This is a genomic window from Robertmurraya mangrovi (genome assembly GCF_034427655.1).
Classification (GTDB): domain Bacteria; phylum Bacillota; class Bacilli; order Bacillales; family Cytobacillaceae; genus Robertmurraya_A; species Robertmurraya_A mangrovi.
Genome location: NZ_JAXOFX010000005.1, coordinates 133,544 through 150,724, shown reverse-complemented (window position 1 = coordinate 150,724; position 17,181 = coordinate 133,544). Strand labels below are relative to the sequence as shown.

18 protein-coding genes and 1 riboswitch are annotated in these 17,181 nt (G+C 36.8%); of the genes, 13 read left to right on the top strand and 5 right to left on the bottom strand.

Annotation, left to right across the window (positions count from 1 at the left end; all coding sequences use genetic code 11):
- Nucleotides 1-9: 9 nt before the first annotated feature.
- The 9 genes from sufB to SM124_RS10265 all read left to right on the top strand — a co-directional run bounded on the left by sufB (nt 10) and on the right by SM124_RS10265 (nt 9,678).
- Entirely contained in the window at nt 10-1,407 is a 1,398-nt protein-coding gene (sufB, locus tag SM124_RS10305; protein ID WP_322446440.1) for a Fe-S cluster assembly protein SufB, read from the top strand.
- A 110-nt stretch (nt 1,408-1,517) separates the two neighbouring features.
- The gene (locus SM124_RS10300; protein ID WP_322446439.1) at nt 1,518-2,363 is read left to right on the top strand and encodes a DUF72 domain-containing protein; all 846 of its coding nucleotides are present in this window, start codon (nt 1,518-1,520) and stop codon (nt 2,361-2,363) included.
- 52 nt (nt 2,364-2,415) lie between these two features.
- Nucleotides 2,416-3,240 carry a sulfite exporter TauE/SafE family protein gene (locus SM124_RS10295; protein ID WP_322446438.1) on the top strand — a complete coding sequence of 275 codons (825 nt, stop codon included), beginning with the start codon at nt 2,416-2,418 and terminating at the stop codon, nt 3,238-3,240.
- Nucleotides 3,241-3,316: 76 nt separating this feature from the next.
- The gene (locus SM124_RS10290) at nt 3,317-3,619 is read left to right on the top strand and encodes a YunC family protein (RefSeq protein WP_322446437.1); all 303 of its coding nucleotides are present in this window, start codon (nt 3,317-3,319) and stop codon (nt 3,617-3,619) included.
- A 231-nt stretch (nt 3,620-3,850) separates the two neighbouring features.
- Nucleotides 3,851-4,945 (top strand): HD-GYP domain-containing protein, encoded by a 1,095-nt coding sequence (locus tag SM124_RS10285; RefSeq protein WP_322446436.1) that lies wholly within the window; start codon nt 3,851-3,853, stop codon nt 4,943-4,945.
- Nucleotides 4,946-5,018: 73 nt separating this feature from the next.
- Complete coding sequence (gene yunB / locus SM124_RS10280; RefSeq protein ID WP_322446435.1) at nt 5,019-5,771, top strand: sporulation protein YunB; 753 nt, start codon at nt 5,019-5,021, stop codon at nt 5,769-5,771.
- A 61-nt stretch (nt 5,772-5,832) separates the two neighbouring features.
- A riboswitch (Lysine riboswitch) is annotated at nt 5,833-6,016 on the top strand.
- Nucleotides 6,017-6,132: 116 nt separating this feature from the next.
- Entirely contained in the window at nt 6,133-7,695 is a 1,563-nt protein-coding gene (locus SM124_RS10275) for a Na+/H+ antiporter NhaC family protein (RefSeq protein ID WP_322446434.1), read from the top strand.
- A 364-nt stretch (nt 7,696-8,059) separates the two neighbouring features.
- Nucleotides 8,060-9,571, top strand: coding sequence for a sodium-dependent transporter (locus SM124_RS10270; RefSeq protein WP_322446433.1), 1,512 nt, complete (start codon nt 8,060-8,062; stop codon nt 9,569-9,571).
- Nucleotides 9,571-9,678 (top strand): methionine/alanine import family NSS transporter small subunit, encoded by a 108-nt coding sequence (locus SM124_RS10265; RefSeq protein WP_322446432.1) that lies wholly within the window; start codon nt 9,571-9,573, stop codon nt 9,676-9,678. The genes SM124_RS10270 and SM124_RS10265 overlap by 1 nt, the downstream gene beginning before the upstream one ends.
- Nucleotides 9,679-9,779: 101 nt before the next feature.
- On the opposite strand, the gene SM124_RS10260 is transcribed toward SM124_RS10265, so the two are convergent.
- Nucleotides 9,780-10,730 carry a M23 family metallopeptidase gene (locus SM124_RS10260; protein ID WP_407691399.1) on the bottom strand — a complete coding sequence of 317 codons (951 nt, stop codon included), beginning with the start codon at nt 10,728-10,730 and terminating at the stop codon, nt 9,780-9,782.
- A 345-nt stretch (nt 10,731-11,075) separates the two neighbouring features.
- Here SM124_RS10260 and lipA point away from each other — a divergent pair, with 345 nt between their 5' ends.
- Nucleotides 11,076-12,002: a lipoyl synthase gene (gene lipA / locus SM124_RS10255; RefSeq protein WP_322446431.1), complete on the top strand. Its 927-nt coding sequence runs from the start codon at nt 11,076-11,078 to the stop codon at nt 12,000-12,002.
- 54 nt (nt 12,003-12,056) lie between these two features.
- On the opposite strand, the gene SM124_RS10250 is transcribed toward lipA, so the two are convergent.
- The gene (locus SM124_RS10250) at nt 12,057-12,812 is read right to left on the bottom strand and encodes a YhcN/YlaJ family sporulation lipoprotein (RefSeq protein ID WP_322446430.1); all 756 of its coding nucleotides are present in this window, start codon (nt 12,810-12,812) and stop codon (nt 12,057-12,059) included.
- A gap of 210 nt (nt 12,813-13,022) precedes the next feature.
- Here SM124_RS10250 and SM124_RS10245 point away from each other — a divergent pair, with 210 nt between their 5' ends.
- Nucleotides 13,023-13,337, top strand: coding sequence for a YutD family protein (locus SM124_RS10245; RefSeq protein WP_322446429.1), 315 nt, complete (start codon nt 13,023-13,025; stop codon nt 13,335-13,337).
- A gap of 25 nt (nt 13,338-13,362) precedes the next feature.
- Here SM124_RS10245 and SM124_RS10240 read toward each other — a convergent pair whose 3' ends face one another.
- The 3 genes from SM124_RS10240 to glpX form a co-directional block, all read right to left on the bottom strand.
- Entirely contained in the window at nt 13,363-13,662 is a 300-nt protein-coding gene (locus tag SM124_RS10240) for a cytosolic protein (protein ID WP_322446428.1), read from the bottom strand.
- 105 nt (nt 13,663-13,767) lie between these two features.
- A complete protein-coding gene (locus SM124_RS10235; RefSeq protein ID WP_322446427.1) occupies nt 13,768-14,034 on the bottom strand; it encodes a DUF3055 domain-containing protein in 267 nt (88 codons plus the stop codon).
- Nucleotides 14,035-14,079: 45 nt separating this feature from the next.
- On the bottom strand, nt 14,080-15,048 hold the full coding sequence (gene glpX / locus SM124_RS10230; protein WP_322446426.1) for a class II fructose-bisphosphatase: 969 nt from the start codon (nt 15,046-15,048) through the stop codon (nt 14,080-14,082).
- Nucleotides 15,049-15,379: 331 nt separating this feature from the next.
- On the opposite strand from glpX, the gene SM124_RS10225 reads away from it, so the two are divergent.
- Nucleotides 15,380-16,681, top strand: a complete 1,302-nt coding sequence (locus tag SM124_RS10225; RefSeq protein WP_322446425.1) for an EAL domain-containing protein — start codon at nt 15,380-15,382, stop codon at nt 16,679-16,681.
- Nucleotides 16,682-16,705: 24 nt separating this feature from the next.
- Entirely contained in the window at nt 16,706-17,143 is a 438-nt protein-coding gene (locus SM124_RS10220; protein WP_322446424.1) for a DUF86 domain-containing protein, read from the top strand.
- The last annotated feature ends 38 nt before the right edge of the window (nt 17,144-17,181 follow it).

The window sequence follows — 17,181 nt, the reverse complement described above, 5'->3', positions numbered from 1 at the left end:
GAATCGACGATGGCTAAAAAAGCGCCAGAAATCGGTGATTATAAATATGGTTTTGCCGATAAAGACGTTTCCATTTTCCGATCTAAGCGTGGTCTAACACGTGAAATCGTGGAAGAGATTTCAAAAATGAAGGAAGAGCCTCAGTGGATGCTTGACTTCCGTCTGAAATCATTGGAACACTTTTATAATATGCCAATGCCACAATGGGGCGGAGACTTAATGGCATTGAACTTTGATGAAATTACGTATTACGTAAAACCATCAGAGAAAACAGAACGTTCTTGGGATGAGGTACCTGAAGAAATTAAACAAACGTTTGATAAATTAGGTATTCCAGAAGCGGAACAAAAATATCTTGCTGGGGTATCTGCTCAGTATGAATCTGAAGTAGTTTACCACAACATGCAGGAAGATCTAGAAGCTTTAGGAATCGTATTCAAGGATACGGATTCAGCTCTTAAAGAAAATGAAGACATTTTCCGTGAGCACTGGGCTAAAGTAATTCCACCAACGGACAACAAGTTTGCTGCACTTAACTCTGCAGTTTGGTCAGGTGGTTCATTCATCTACGTACCAAAAGGAATTAAAGTAGAAACTCCTTTACAAGCGTACTTCCGTATTAACTCTGAAAATATGGGTCAGTTCGAACGTACGTTGATTATCGTTGATGAGGGAGCGCATGTTCACTATGTTGAAGGTTGTACAGCTCCTGTATATACAACAAACTCATTACACAGTGCGGTTGTTGAAATCATCATCAAAAAAGATGCTTATTGCCGTTATACAACGATTCAAAACTGGGCAAATAACGTTTTCAATCTGGTAACAAAGCGTGCAGTTTGTGAAGCGAACGCAACAATGGAATGGATTGATGGTAACATCGGTTCTAAATTAACGATGAAATACCCAGCCGTTATTCTTAAAGGTGAAGGTGCTCGTGGTATGACTCTTTCTATCGCTCTTGCTGGTAAAGGTCAACACCAAGATGCTGGTGCGAAAATGATTCACTTAGCACCAAACACATCTTCAACAATCGTATCAAAATCAATTTCGAAACAAGGTGGAAAAGTTACTTACCGTGGTATCGTTCACTTTGGTCGTAAAGCAGATGGCGCTCGTTCAAATATCGAGTGTGATACGTTAATCATGGATAATCAATCAACTTCAGATACAATTCCATACAACGAAATCTTAAATGATAACATCTCTCTTGAGCACGAAGCAAAAGTTTCGAAAGTATCAGAAGAGCAGTTATTCTATCTAATGAGCCGTGGTATTTCAGAGGAAGAAGCAACAGAAATGATCGTAATGGGCTTCATCGAGCCATTTACGAAAGAACTTCCAATGGAATACGCAGTTGAAATGAACCGTCTAATCAAGTTCGAAATGGAAGGTTCAATCGGTTAATAATAAATGTAAAATCCGTTCATCCTTGGGTGAACGGATTTTTTGTATACTTCTTAAAAATACGCATGTTAAACTAACGATATCAACAACTATGAATGGAGGAGGTTTCTTTGATTCATATCGGTCTTACAGGTTGGGGAGATCATGACAGTATATATAGTCCTAGCTCCTCACCTAGAAATAAATTAAAGGACTATGCCGGATTTTTTCCGACAGTAGAAGTGGATGCCTCCTTTTATGCCGTACAACCTATTAGGAATTCACAAAGGTGGGTGGAAGATACTCCGTCTACTTTTCAGTTTATTGTGAAGGCGTATCAAGGGATGACGGGTCACCAGCGAGGAGATATCCCTTTTCAGAGTAGAGAAGAAATGTTTCAGGCATTTATAGAATCGTTACAGCCTTATATACAATCAAATAAATTAGCCTTGGTCTTGTTTCAATTTCCGCCTTGGTTTGATTGTAAAAAAGACAATGTAGATTATTTGAGATGGTGCAAACATCAAATGGGTGAGATACCATGTGCGTTAGAGTTTCGTCATCAATCATGGTTTCGTCCTCTATATATGGAAAAAACAATCGAATTCATGAAAAAAGAAAACTGGATTCATAGTATTTGTGATGAACCTCAATCAGGAGAAGGTTCTGTTCCAACAGTACTTGAGTTAACTAATCCTGAAAAAGTATTAGTACGATTTCATGGTCGTAACGTATACGGTTGGCAAAAGAGAAATGCAGAGAATTGGAGAGAAGTAAGATACTTATACCGTTATAATGAGGAAGAGCTCATGGAATGGAAAACATATTTAGAAATTTTACATACAAACTGCAAAGATGTTTTCGTTGTATTTAATAATAATTCCGGTGGAGATGCGGCGGATAATGCAAGACAACTTATATCTTTAATGGGAATTGAATATGTTAATTTAGCACCTCGTCAATTAGATTTATTTTAATTTACCTTGGGCCCTGAAACAGCAATACTACTAAAAGGTTGGTGGGAATAGAATGGAATGGATTACGTTGATAGTAATCGGTCTGTTAGCTGGTTTTATAGGGGCATTAGTTGGTTTAGGCGGAGGAATTATTATTGTCCCGTCTTTATTATATTTTGGCAGTTATACGTTCCTTTTAGATGAGGTAACCCCACAGGTTGCGGTTGGAACGTCACTTTTAATTATGATTTTTACAGGATTATCTTCTACATTGACCTATTTAAAGCATAAAACCGTTGATTATAAAAGTGGGTTGATTTTCTTTATGGGAAGTGGTCCTGGTAGCCTTTTAGGCGCTTGGATCAACCGTGATCTAGACATAAATACATTCAATATTTATTTTGGGATATTTATGATATTTGTTTCCATCATCCTAATGATTCGAAATAAATTAAAACCGCTGACCCCTAAAAAAGGCTACAGAATCAATAGAACCTTTATTGATCAAAGGGGAGCGACCTTTGAATATGGGTATTCTCCTTTCCTTGGTCTATCTCTATCGTTTGTTGTTGGATTTATATCGGGTATTTTTGGTATTGGTGGAGGGTCACTCATGGTACCGGCTATGATTCTTATCTTCTTGTTTCCACCACATGTTGCCATCGCTACCTCTATGTTTATGATCTTTCTTTCTTCTATTGTTAGCTCGGGAGCACATATCAGTCTCGGAAATGTAAACTGGCTTTATGCCTTGGCTCTTATACCGAGTGCTTGGCTTGGTGCTAAACTTGGTGCAACAACAAACACAAAAATTAAAAGCAATACCCTTGTGCAAATCTTAAGAATTATGTTAATCGTTGTTGGTATCCGATTAATTTATCAGGGTTTTGCAGGCTAGATATAGGTAATAACACAGTTTATACACGCTTTTCCCTCTTTTCTCATAACTTGATAGGGAAGGAGGCGTGATAAAAATGATGGAACTTTCACCAATTGAAATTAACGGTCACACATTTTTAAGCGTATCTGTAAAATTGCCGAAAACAAATTTGCTCGTTGTGACGAGTGATAAAGGATATATAATGTGTGGTGCTCTGGATGTCGCGTTATTAAATGAGAAGCTGAAGGATAGAAAAGTAATAGCAGGAAGAGCTGTAGGCGTAAAAACAATTGAACAGCTATTAAATGCACCTTTAGAGTCTGTCACATATGAAGCCGAGGCCCTTGGTGTTACTAAAGGAATGATTGGCAAAGACGCTTTATTAAAGATGATTTAAATGGAGGCTCGCTTCTAAAGTGAGCCTTCATTTTATTTTGTTTTTTGAATAGAACTTTCAAAAAGCACTATTTATTAACAATTTAGACATAAAATAAGTACTTATTACCATTGAAAATATAGGTAATCAAGCTTATTGTATTTTTATAATAGAAAAAAATGTCGTAAGTTGCAATTTTTTCTTGTTACACGAACATAGAAAGATTACTTACATTTGAAATGGGAGTTTTGCATGAGATTAGTAGCAACAGCAACTGTAAAGCCGGGTGCAATCCTTGCAAAAGCAATCTACAATGATAAAGGACAGACGTTGCTTAGTGAGGGTGTTGAGTTGGGTGAGAGAGTACTCCTACGACTAGTAAACCTAGGGATTACTTACATTTATATAAAAGACCCTAATACAGCAGACATTAACCATAATGATCCAATATCCGGGAAACTAAGAAGAGAAGCCATGACGACCATAGAATCAACATTTAAGCAGGTCTACAAAGACACTTCTATATCCAATTCTTTCGTCATTGAGAAAGCTTCGAAGCGTTTCACAGAACTTATTCGTCATATAATGAGTGAAATCCGTGGTAATGAGGATTTAATTACGATCATATCTGATGTTTATACATATGATAATTATATTTTTACCCATTCTCTAAATGTCACGATGTACTCTTTAGCGATTGGGATGGAGCTTAAGTTACCACCCAAACAATTAGAGCTTCTAGGCATGGGAGCCATTCTCCATGATGTAGGGAAGATGAAAATCCCTTCTGAGATTCTGCTTAAACCTGGTCGCCTTACGAGTGAGGAATTTGAGGAGGTAAAGAAACATCCAGAAGAAGGGTTCAATATTCTTCGGAATGTGCCAGGCATCTCTTTACTAATCGCTCACTGTGCGTATCAACATCATGAGCGGGTAAATGGTTCTGGTTATCCGAGAGGGTTAACTGAAGAATCAATACATAGCTTTGGAAAAATAATTGCCGTAGCTGATGTATTTGATGCCGTTACCTCAAATCGAATATATAGACGGGCCATGCTACCCCATGATGGTCTGGAAATATTATTTGCTGGAGTAGGTACACTGTTTGATAGTAAAGTGGTTGAAGCGTTTAGAAGATCGGTTGCTATTTATCCTGTAGGAATAACGGTAGAATTAAATGATGGTCGTTTGGGGGTTGTTTCTAACCAAAATAATGGGCTCAGTGATCGCCCTATTGTAAGGGTATTAGAAGAGAACGGGATATCCGTTTGTCCATACGAACTTGATTTAAGTAAGGAACTGTCTGTCATGATTACAGGCTGTGATACAACCTTCCCAAAAAATTAATCGATAATTTAAATATTTTTGCGCTAGCTCCCCCCTTTATTGCATACATATAGCTTGTAAGGGGGGATTTGTCTTGCTCAAATTTCGCGGTAATCTCCCACGGAGAGGTCCGTTGCCATTTCGTTATGTATTTCTATTAACCTTTATCTTTTTTATCTTTTCTACGGCGGCAGGCTTGTGGGTTATTAATGAAGGTTTAAAGCCAACATTAGTCAGTTATGCAGAATCACAAACGAGAAAAATCGCTTCTCTAGTGATTAATAAGGCTATTAATAAAAAAATTGCTAATGTTATGGATATTAATGAGATTATTAGAAAGGACCCTGAAACTTCACTTACTATTTTTGATGCGGAAAAAATTAATCGAGTGATGGGCGAAACGAGTGATTTAGTACTCAGCCATATTAAAAAGGCTGAAAGTGGAGATTTAGCTGCTTTAGAATCGATTACAGATATTGAGATTGAAACAGATGACTCGAAAAGTGGGAATGGAATCGTCTATTATGTTCCGATGGGGCAAGCAACAAACAACGCCCTTTTGGGGAACTTAGGACCGAAAATTCCTGTTAGATTTAATGCCATCGGGGACATAGAAACCAATGTTGAAACGATCACAAAAGAGATTGGAATTAATAATATTTACGTAGAAGTAATCATTAAATTGAAAGTAAATGTGCAAATTATTATTCCATTTGCAACGAAAGTGACCACATATAAGCAAGATATTCCTGTAGCAATTGGTATTCTTGAAGGTGAAGTACCTCAATTTTATAATGGTTCAGGTCAGGGAGGCACTCCATCCCTAGAATTGCCAGTAAATCAGTAATTGTCAAAAGGTTAATATCCTGATATAGTATAAAAGAAATTGAATAATAACCTTATCATTTCGGTGGGGTAGAGGCGCAATATTAAAGAGTAAGCTGTGTGAGGATGACAACGAAGATCACAGATGAAAGGGAATATTGCCGAAGTAGAATAGACGGGTCGAAGTTTATTTTACTGGGGTTGCTCCTGAATAAGGGCAACACTGTCATTATAGAGAAATCTCTATGATGGGGAGCTACAGATCGTGATGGAGAAACTAATTACTTAAATTCAAAAGAGTAATGATGGAATTTTCTCTATCGTTACTCTTTTTTTGTGTAAAAAAGTTTGCTCCCTCCCCAAAAATAAAAGGAGGACTAACAATGGAAAATACGATATTCTCACTATTGCCACCAGTCGTTGCAATAGTAATGGTTATCTTAACTAGAAGAGTATTATTATCTCTAGGTGTAGGAATATTTACAGCTGCATTATTATTAGCAGATTTTCATGTAGGAGAAACCTTTAGCATTATCTATGATGCTGTAAAAGGTATTTTTGTTTCAGATGGAGCTTTAAATACTTGGAACGTGTATATTATCTTTTTCTTACTAGTTTTAGGAGTCATAACGGCCTTTATTTCTATCTCAGGTGGTAGCCGTGCGTTTGGTGAGTGGGCAATGAAACGTGTTAAGACTAGAGCTGGTGCTCAGATTGTCGGAGCGGTTTTAGGTGTTATAATCTTTATTGATGATTACTTTAACGCCCTTGCTGTTGGCCAAATTTCAAGACCCATAACGGATAGACAAAGGGTTTCTAGAGCAAAACTTGCTTATTTAATTGATTCAACGTCGGCTCCTGTGTGTGTAGTTTCACCAATTTCGAGTTGGGGAGCATACATTATTGCATTAATTGGAACCATTTTAGCCGCTCATAATATCACGGAATACTCAGCGTTTTCAGCTTTTATCCAAATGATACCTATGAATCTATACGTTTGGGCAACACTTGGAATGGTATTCATTATTTCAATCAGAAATATTAACTTCGGTCCAATGAAGCAGCATGAATTACGTGCAATCACTACAGGTGAGGTGCTAGATCCAAATAAGCCAGCACCAGGGGAATTAAAGGATGACCTGCCAACTAGTAAAACAGGATCTGTAGGAGATTTAATCTGGCCAATCCTTGCTTTAGTTGTAGGAACTGTTGGTGCAATGCTTTGGACAGGCTATGGAGCAATTGAAGGGAAAGCGACCATTCTAGCTATTTTTGAAAACACGGATGTAGCTAAATCCTTAATCTTAGGTGGATTAGTTGGTTTAGCAGTGACCTTACTTCTATACTTCCGCCAAGTGTTCGTGCTTAAAGGTGTGGGAGCCAATACTTTATCTACTGGTTTTATAGAAGGTATTAAATCGATGTTACCAGCCGTTTACATCTTAATATTTGCTTGGGCAATTGTTGATTTGATCGGTCGTTTAGAAACGGGTAAGTATCTGGCAACAGTTGTTGAAAATTCTAATATTAATACAGCTTTTCTACCGGTTATACTATTTGTTATTGCTGGAGTGATGGCTTTCTCAACTGGTACTTCATGGGGTTCTTTTGGAATCTTACTACCAATAGCATGGGATATTGCAGCAGCAACAGATATTAATTTGCTTTCTCCTGCGATGGCTGCTGTTTTAGCCGGAGCAGTCTTTGGAGATCACTGTTCGCCAATCTCAGATACGACAATCCTTTCATCTACCGGGGCTGGATGTAACCATATAGATCATGTAATCACACAACTGCCATATGCTCTAACTGCAGCCGTGATTGCTATAATTGGATATTTTATTATTGGTTTTACTGGAAGTACGATAATCGCGCTTGCAGCCGTGATTGTTCTACTAGTAGCTTTTACATTTATAGCAGGAAAAAATAAACTAGAAATGCAATAAATACCTAAGGAATCTGACTTTTATCAGGTTCCTTATTTTTTTATTAGTATGAAAAAAGCCATGAGTAATGAATATTCTGAAAATAAATTGAAAGTTTTCAAATCTTTTGAATACTATTATAAGGAGGAGGTGGATAGTTGTTTTAATATAATAAAAAACTAGTAATCTTTGTTATTGCTTTCACTATTTTAATGTACTACAGGTATAAATTAAAAATGATTACTATTCCACAAATAATGTTTTGACAGATGTAAGAAAACTAGCTATACTAATTTTAGATTATATTAAAAAATCAGAAAATATAAAAAGTTCCAATTGTTCTTTTAATTGAAACAAGTTGGAACCAATAGGGGGTAAACTAACGATGGATAATCGTCCACAGTGGGGGACACGTGCAGGGTTTATCTTAGCGGCTGTTGGTTCAGCAGTTGGTCTAGGTAACATTTGGCGTTTCCCAGCAGTAGCTTATGAAAATGGTGGAGGAGCCTTTTTCCTTCCATATTTATTCGCATTATTAACAGCAGGTATTCCACTCTTAGTTCTTGAGTTTACACTAGGACATAAATATCGTGGATCAGCACCATTAACTTATGCTAAGTTAAATAAAAGATTTGAGTGGCTTGGTTGGTGGCAAGTAGCGATTTCCTTTATTATCTCAACTTATTATGCTGTAATAATTGCATGGGCAATGAGCTTCGCAGGATTCTCTTTCAGTTTGAAATGGGGAGATGATCCAGGTTCGTTCTTATTCGGTGATTATTTAAAGCTTGCTGAAACACCAGGAGATGTAGGTGGAATTGTTCCAGGAGTATTTCTACCGTTAATTATTGTTTGGGTTATTACTTTAGGGGTTCTTTTCAAAGGTGTTAAAAAAGGTATCGAAGTTGCGAACAAAATCTTTATTCCTGCACTAGTTATTTTATTCTTAGTTATTGTTGTTCGTGCATTAACACTTGATGGAGCTGCACAAGGTTTAGAAGCATTCTTTAAACCAGATTGGAGCAAAATTGCTGATGGTAAGGTTTGGGTAGCTGCATATGGTCAAATCTTCTTCAGTTTATCCATTGCCTTTGCTATTATGATCACATATTCAAGCTATCTACCTAAGAAAACGGATATCACAAATAATGCGTTCATTACAGGGTTTGCAAACTCTGGATTTGAATTACTAGCTGGTATCGGGGTATTCGCTGCATTAGGATTTATGGCGTCACAAGCTGGTGTTCCAGTAAATGAGGTTGTTAAAGCGGGTGTAGGATTAGCATTCGTTGTTTTCCCTCAGATTATTAATGAATTCCCTGCACTAAACGGTATGTTTGGTTCATTATTCTTCATCTGTTTAGTACTTGCAGGTTTATCATCTCTAATCTCTATTGTTGAAACATTTGTTGCTGGTGTACAGGATAAATTTAAAGTATCACGTACTAAAGCAGTTCTATATGGTGGAGGATTATCAGCTCTAATCTCAATCCTTTTCGCAACAAAAGGCGGTCTATACTTCTTAGATGCAGCAGATTATTTCATTAACCAATTTGGTGTAGCTTTAGCTGGATTAGTTGAAGTTGTAGTGGTTGTATGGGTATTAAAAGAATTGAAAAATCTACAAAGTCACGCAAACAGTATGTCAGACATTATGCTTGGAGCATGGTTTAAAATCTGTTTAGGCGTTGTTACACCATTAGTTTTAGGTTACATGATGGTTCAAAACATTATTACAAACATTAAAGATAACTATGAAGGCTATCCTACAAGCTTCCTTTTATATTCAGGATGGGGAGTAGCGATTGGTGCAATCGTACTAGGATTTATCTTTATGGCATTCAAATGGGATAAAGATACCCTTAAGGTTACTGACAAGAAGGAGGTATCTCAATAATGTCTGGAAGTTCAATTGCAATGATGATTGTTGGGATGGTTATTATTTGGGGCGGACTTGCTGCTAGTATTGCTAATGCAGTAATTAAATCAAAAAGAGCAAATTAAAGGTTAGGCTACCGTTAAATACACGGTAGCCTTTTTAATTAGAGGTATGAAAGTGTAAGTTACTGAAGTTAGACAACTGTCTAGCTCCAGCGCTTTTCATATTATCTTTTCTTTTTAGCATTTTGGCGTTCTTGTCTTTCCCATAGCCTTAAATGTGGAAAAGGATCATATGACCATTCGGTAACGCCGTTATCTTTATACATTCCATAGTGTAAGTGAGGAGGGAATTTCCCTGAAGTTCCTGGAGGCCCATAGCCTGAACTTCCTACGCCCCCTATTAACATACCTGGTTCTACTACTTGTCCTACTCTTAAATCTTTTGCAAACCCACTCAAGTGAGCAAAATAATGATAGTTATTGTTAATATCACGTATTCCGATACGCCAACCACCATATCGGTTCCAACCTTTCATTTCTATAATCCCATAAGAAGTCGCTCTTACAGGGACCCCGTAATTTGCGAAAATGTCTGTCCCTTCATGGATCCTTCTTCCACCCCAACCACGAGCGTCACCCCATGTATTTTTATAACTGTAATTACTTCTAAGTGGAACTGGGAACGCGTGACTATCTAAATTCAGATGTCCGAAATGATGATAGATTTTTGCCTTTCCGATTATAATGCCTACAGTTTTGTCTCTCTTATAATAATCCCAAAGGGCGATTTTTATATTATCATGGTCCGTTCCGTATGATAATACGTTAGTAGCAAATGTGTAGAGTACATCCTCATCGTCAGTAATGGATGCTTTTCCGTCCCCATTACCGTCTAACCCCATGCCATTAAAAAATTGAATGGATAGAGGGTTCTCATCTTTTTTATTAGGGTTTAGAGCTCCAGACCATTGATCTTCCCTGAAATATATACCTGTAAGTCCTGTTGCTTTTGGTAGGTCCCGTCTAGATGCTCTAACGGTCCGCTCATATTGATCAATGGCGGCTAAATAAAACCAAGGGATATGTGTTACTGCTTCAACTTTTTTATAAAGTTCCATTCTTTTTGCATATACATCCGTTTGTTCCGTTTGAGCGTGAACTTTATTAATAGGGATAGAAGTAGTCAGAAAAGAGACACAGATAAACAGTGTAATTAGTTGTTGAAGCCGCACGGTAATCCTCCCTTCATGTATAATAAATTTGAAACGCTCTTTACATATCTAGTGTGTGAGATTTGGAAAAATAAATAAATATCAATTAATGGTAATCTTAAGTATCTAGCTTGTCTCATATATTTTGTTATGTTAAAGTGACATCAGAAGTAGTCTAATTAGAGTGCTTTTTTCGCTATGGTTAGTACCAATTTAGGATTGTCTATATAGCCTTAAAAAAAAGCCTTTTCGACTTAGAACTATATATTTGAACTAATACACTTATCATTTAGGGATGGAGTGGAAAGATTGAGTAAAAAAGAAGAGTACTTACGCAAACCTGAGTGGTTAAAAATTAAGCTAAATACAAATGAAAACTACACGGGCCTAAAAAAAATGATGAGGGAAAAGAATCTTCACACCGTTTGTGAAGAAGCCAGATGTCCTAATATTCATGAATGTTGGGCTGTACGAAGAACGGCAACCTTTATGATTCTTGGTGATGTTTGTACGCGTGCCTGCCGTTTCTGTGCGGTTAAGACGGGATTACCAAATGAACTAGATTTAAAAGAGCCAGAAAGAGTAGCTGATTCAGTTGCGCTTATGAACCTAAAGCACGTAGTTGTTACGGCTGTTGCTAGAGATGATTTAAAAGATGGAGGAGCAGCTGTTTTTGCTGAAACGGTTCGTGCCATTAGACGTAAGAATCCGTTTGTATCAATTGAAGTCCTACCTTCTGATATGGGTGGAGTGTATGAGAATTTAAAAACGTTAATGGATGCACGTCCTGATATTCTCAATCATAATATTGAAACTGTTCGTCGACTATCAGACAGAGTAAGAGCTCGAGCAAAGTATGAGCGTTCTTTAGAATTTTTACGCCGAGCAAAAGAAATGCAACCGGACATCCCTACTAAATCAAGTTTAATGATTGGTTTAGGAGAAACTAAAGAAGATATTATTGAGACAATGGATGATTTAAGAGCAAATAATGTAGATATTATGACAATTGGCCAATATCTACAGCCAACTAAAAAACATTTAAAAGTTGAAAAATACTATCATCCTGATGAATTCCAAGAATTAAAAGAAATAGCACTAAGTAAAGGCTTTAGCCACTGTGAAGCGGGTCCACTCGTACGTTCATCCTATCATGCTGATGAACAAGTAAATGCGGCTGCTAAGCATAAGCAAATGCTTGGTGAACAAGATTCTGAGGCAAAAGAAGCATTATAAAAGTGTAGGAAAAGAGTTCAGCGTTAATAGCTGAACTCTTTTTTATCCATTATATTATTTGTTTCCAAATCCTTTATTCATGTACTCACGGGATTGCTCATAATCGTCAAAGTTATAGTTTCCACGTCTTTGACCGTTGTCTCTATTCTGATTACCGTTAGATTGCATTTCTACACGGTGTCTATCTTTATCAAGATTGTTGTTAACGCCACCTTTAATCGTTTCACCGTTAGCATTTTCTCCAGCGCTCATTTTTCGGCCTTGAGGAGACTTAAGCATTTCATCAATAATTCCATCGATGCCATTTTCAACATTTCGACTATCAGAGTCTAACGTTGCATAACTTTCGACTTGTTTCCTTAAGTTAGTATTGTCTGAAACATATACATGGTACCAACGTGGTACGACAGACATAGCCATCTTTTTAACTTGGTCAGCTGTTTCAAAACGGTTCTTAGAAGTAGTGTTATAAATAATTAGCACTTCTTCGTCTGTTACTAAAGTGGAAATATCATCAACATCTCTTATTTCAGTACAATATTTACCAATAATATCGGCAACCTTTTCTCTATCGATTGCCGCATAATGGTCTAAAGATCGATTATCCCCAGCGATTGGACTTTTTTGGTGACGCACATATCCAAAGTCTTCGGAGACATCATCTGGACGGTTATAAATTTCGGCACGTTGGTCATTCACATTTAATGTATGACCAGTTTGATTCATAAAATCTCCTCTGCCAGCATCGTTTTGGCAAGCCGTTAATGCTGTTGCACTACATAGTCCTAAAATTAATAAAGATTTTTTCAATCTTTACACCTCCTCATTAATAGAATGACCATGATTATTCGAATTTCTCTTAGTAATTCATGGTGAATCAGTTATAATTTAAATATGCGACTTTTAAGGCTGATTACATTGCTCTATAATTGATTTAGAAGTATTCTAATAAGCTGAATAATAAAAGAAAATTTAAAATAAACCTAAACATTCCATTCCTTAACTTGAGGTGAGCTATTAATGATTTGCATAAATAATGTTTGTTATGAAGTAATTGAAGAGAAAAGAGAGGGCTTTAATGAAGAAGCCTTTCGTGGAAGATATAGTGAGGTTTTGTCAAAATATGAATTTATAGTTGGGGATTGGGGATACGGCCAGCTTCGATTAAAAGGTTTTTTTGATGATCAAAATCCGAAAGCGACATTTGATACTAAGATCAGTACTTTAACGGAGTATTTATACGAGTTTTGTAACTTTGGGTGTGCTTATTTTGTGATGAAAAAAGTTAAAAATCCTCAGCCAGCTGCTAATAACGACGTGAAAAAAGACGTGTAATGACACGTCTTTTCCATTAGTAATTTTATTTATCATCTGCCGTCTGACCATGATCGTATGGAGGTTCCGTTTCTTTGTTAGGGTCATCATGAGTCGGATGGGACCCTTCCATTTGCCTGGGCATATTTTGATGAAGGGTTCTATTTTCATAAGTAAATGCACTATAATATTGTTGCCCTTCAAGCCAAGGTGTTTTTCCTTGCACTGGAGTATCTTTGCCCCGTGGAGCTCCGTATGGCCCCTCAGGTGTTTGTTCAGGAACTAGGAACTTTCTCTGAGTTTCAACATTTGTAAAGTCGGTATAAACTTCTTTATCTTCACTCATAAGATTCACCTCTACTAAGATTCTGAATTAACTATCCAACTGAACAGCTTCTTCTTATTATTTGTAAAAAGATCAGAATCACTCATGTAGAAATGAATCATTACTTTAGATTAATTGATATAAAAATGATCGAAGTTCCTCGGCGTCTTCTTCACTTAGTTGAAAAGCATATTCTAGATATCCTTCTTCTTTTAAATCATCTGGACCGATTATGGCAAAGCGGTTGCCTTGTATGTCCAGTACCATATGCTTGCCATAGTAACGATCAGACATAATAATGGCTAAATCGAATCTTGTATTTTCCCCCATAAAACTCACAAATCGAGTTTTTGTGGTAACAGTATCATCATAAAGAAAAAAACGTTCTGACATTTTAACACTCCTCTATTTTCGTAAACCATTCTATTAATTTTTCCATTAAACCATTAATAAATGAGGTTTTAATTCTAGGTGGTGATGGGCGGTAATATATCTAACTGTCTTTGTTTTGCTTCTCATAACGATGGAGTGAGTTTCAACTAAGTCTCCACCAAGGAAACGAACACCATCAAGTAGTTCTCCGCTCGAAACACCGGTTGCAGCGAAAATAGCGTCATCTCCAGATACTAAGTCATTTAATAATAGTAATTGTCTAGGATCCTTAAGGCCCATAGAAATACAGCGTTCTTCCTCTTCTTTTGTGGAAGGTACAAGTCTCGCTTGCATGTCACCACCTAAAGCTTTTAAAGCAGCAGCGGAAATGACACCCTCAGGAGCCCCACCAATTCCAATAAAAAGGTCGACACCTGTATGGGGAAGAGCAGTAGCGATGGCTGCTCCGACATCACCATCTCCAAATAATTTAACCCGAGAGCCTTTTGCTCGAACTCTTTCAATTAAATCATTATGGCGATCCCGTTCCTGGATAATAACGGTTAAATCTTGAACACGCTTATTATTTGCTTCAGCAACTATATCAATTGTTTTTTCAATTGGATCTAATAAACTTATTTTCCCTGCAGCATTTTTACCGACCGCAATCTTTTCCATATACATATCAGGTGCATGCAGAAGTGTTCCACGGTCTGCTACAGCGATAACCGCCATGGCATTATTATGTCCTTTAGCGACAATGCTCGTTCCTTCTAGAGGATCAACAGCAATATCTACATTTGGACCGATTTTCGTACCCAGTTCTTCCCCGATATAGAGCATAGGTGCTTCGTCTAGTTCACCTTCGCCAATAACTACTACGCCATTCATGTTAACGGAATCAAACATTTTTCGCATAGCAGTGGTAGCAGCTTGATCAGCTTCATTTTTCTTTCCTCTACCCATCCATTGTGCAGATGCAAGAGCAGCTGCTTCTGTAACACGTACAATTTCTAATGCTAGTTCACGCTCCAACAGGTGTTCCTCCCCATTCGACATTCTTCCTACTTATCTTAACAGAAACAATCGTTTTTCTAAATGAATTTAAGGAATTAAGGTAAATTAGGTGTGAAAATAACGTTTTAAATATGGTAGACAATGAGATGATTGGAGCGGAAATCAACGGACAAAATTTAGTGAACCACCCTAAATATAACTATCAAGATTAAAAGGGATAGTTTATCGACAAATTTCGTTAAATAATCATAAAGAAAATAAATCTATTAAAGGAAAAAATACGTAATGTGCCAAAATGTGATACAATATATGTACTTTAGACCGTTACTGCCGAGAGGAATGAGACCATATGGCACATCATGTAGAAAAAATTAGAAGAGTCTTTAGATGGGGTAAAATACTGCTGCCATTAAAAAAGCTTCAATACTATCCTCCAAAGTTCATCATTAGAGATCCTGTTTACCAAGGGGTAAAGAGGGCTTTTAAGGAAGGGCATGAAGTCGCCATTATTGTGTTTAATATCCAAAACCTAAGACAGGTGTACGAGCAGTTAGGAGAACATTATTATCAACAATTCGTGGTCGCATTAAAAGTGCAGTTTCAAAGAACCATTCTTAACAATATACCCCAACAAGATGTAATCACTTTACATGATTATTACAGTGATGGACTGACTTTATTTATCAAAGTGGGTCATGACCGTAATAGCGTCTCGGAAATTGAAGCACTTATGCTTAATGTTTTAGAGGAGTCAAATAAAAACCTAAATATAGAATTTCCTATGGCAAAGCCAGATTTTGTGTCAGGATATATGTTTATAGAAAAGAAACACTATTCTATCCAAGAAGCGGTTTATAAAGCCCATCAGCAAGCTTTGGCAATGGCTGAAAAACGTGTTCAATCTGAATTTAATGATATGCTTTACACTGTTAGTAAGATTGTTTCACAAAGGAATATTTATTTATTAGCCCAACCGATTATTGATGTCGCAACCAAGGAAGTTAAAGCTTGGGAGATGTTAACGAGAGGGCCAAAGGGAACATTCTTAGAAAGTCCTTTAAGGTTATTTTCTGTTGCTAGACAAACGGGAATGCTCTACGATTTGGAACGAATTGTTTTAGAAAAAACGTTAGAGCAGATACATACAACAGGCTGTTCGCAAGATGTATTTATTAACTTTACCCCACTTACCCTTGGTAATCAGCGCTTTATAAAAGATGTTAGAAAGCTAATGGAAAAGTATAAAAATATTCCACCTAGACAAATAACTATAGAGATAACTGAACGTGATTCAATTGAAGGAATAGAGTATTTTATTTATAATATAAAAATCTTAAGAAATTTAGGGTTCCGAGTAGCGGTAGATGATACCGGAGCAGGTTATGCTAGCTTAAACACGATTAGCAGTATCATGCCTGACATTATCAAAATTGATCGATCGGTTATCCAGGATATTGACAAGAACTCAGTAAAAGAATCAATGTTAAAAGGTTTATTATTAGTGGCAAATGAAACGGGGTCACTAGTTGTGGCTGAAGGGATTGAGAGTGAAGAGGAGGCATTAGTTCTCTCGCGTAATCAAGTTCATTTAGCACAAGGTTATTATTTTGCAAAGCCGGACACGTTAAAAAAAGGACTCGCGTCATCCTAATAGAATGTTGGAAGGATGTTTTACATGTATTTTGTTGATCGAGATAAAATCGAACTCATTTTAAAATTTTTAGAGAATCAAATAGCGCTATTTGAAAAAACGGAAAAATGGGAATCAGCAATCGAAAAAGCTGCGTTAGAAAGAATAACTCATACTATTATTGAGTCCATCCTAGATGTAGGAAATGCAATGATTGATGGATTTATCATGAGAGACCCTGGGAGCTATGAGGACATCGTTGATATTTTAGACGATGAAAAGGTGGTTACACCAGAAATGAGTTCTAGTTTTAAAGTGATTGTAAACGAGCGGAAAAAATTAGTCCAAGACTATACGAATATTGACCACAAAGATGTTGAGAATACGTTCAATCAACATTTGGAAAATCTCAAACTTTTCGCTCCAAAAGTTAGAGAATATTTAATTCATGAGCTTGGTCCTGTGACTGCTTTTAAGAACTAGTGGATTGTAGAAAGCACTTCCATTTGTTAGACAAGGAA

Excerpts from the sequence above, each read along its gene's own strand:
- sufB (WP_322446440.1), top strand. The coding sequence starts at position 10 with ATGGCTAAAAAAGCGCCAGAAATCGGTGATTATAAATATGGTTTTGCC.
- SM124_RS10295 (WP_322446438.1), top strand. The coding sequence starts at position 2,416 with ATGGAATGGATTACGTTGATAGTAATCGGTCTGTTAGCTGGTTTTATA.
- SM124_RS10290 (WP_322446437.1), top strand. The coding sequence starts at position 3,317 with ATGATGGAACTTTCACCAATTGAAATTAACGGTCACACATTTTTAAGC.
- SM124_RS10285 (WP_322446436.1), top strand. The coding sequence starts at position 3,851 with ATGAGATTAGTAGCAACAGCAACTGTAAAGCCGGGTGCAATCCTTGCA.
- SM124_RS10275 (WP_322446434.1), top strand. The coding sequence starts at position 6,133 with ATGGAAAATACGATATTCTCACTATTGCCACCAGTCGTTGCAATAGTA.
- SM124_RS10270 (WP_322446433.1), top strand. The coding sequence starts at position 8,060 with ATGGATAATCGTCCACAGTGGGGGACACGTGCAGGGTTTATCTTAGCG.
- SM124_RS10265 (WP_322446432.1), top strand. The coding sequence starts at position 9,571 with ATGTCTGGAAGTTCAATTGCAATGATGATTGTTGGGATGGTTATTATT.
- SM124_RS10245 (WP_322446429.1), top strand. The coding sequence starts at position 13,023 with ATGATTTGCATAAATAATGTTTGTTATGAAGTAATTGAAGAGAAAAGA.
- SM124_RS10240 (WP_322446428.1), bottom strand. The coding sequence starts at position 13,662 with ATGAGTGAAGATAAAGAAGTTTATACCGACTTTACAAATGTTGAAACT.
- SM124_RS10235 (WP_322446427.1), bottom strand. The coding sequence starts at position 14,034 with ATGTCAGAACGTTTTTTTCTTTATGATGATACTGTTACCACAAAAACT.
- SM124_RS10225 (WP_322446425.1), top strand. The coding sequence starts at position 15,380 with ATGGCACATCATGTAGAAAAAATTAGAAGAGTCTTTAGATGGGGTAAA.
- SM124_RS10220 (WP_322446424.1), top strand. The coding sequence starts at position 16,706 with ATGTATTTTGTTGATCGAGATAAAATCGAACTCATTTTAAAATTTTTA.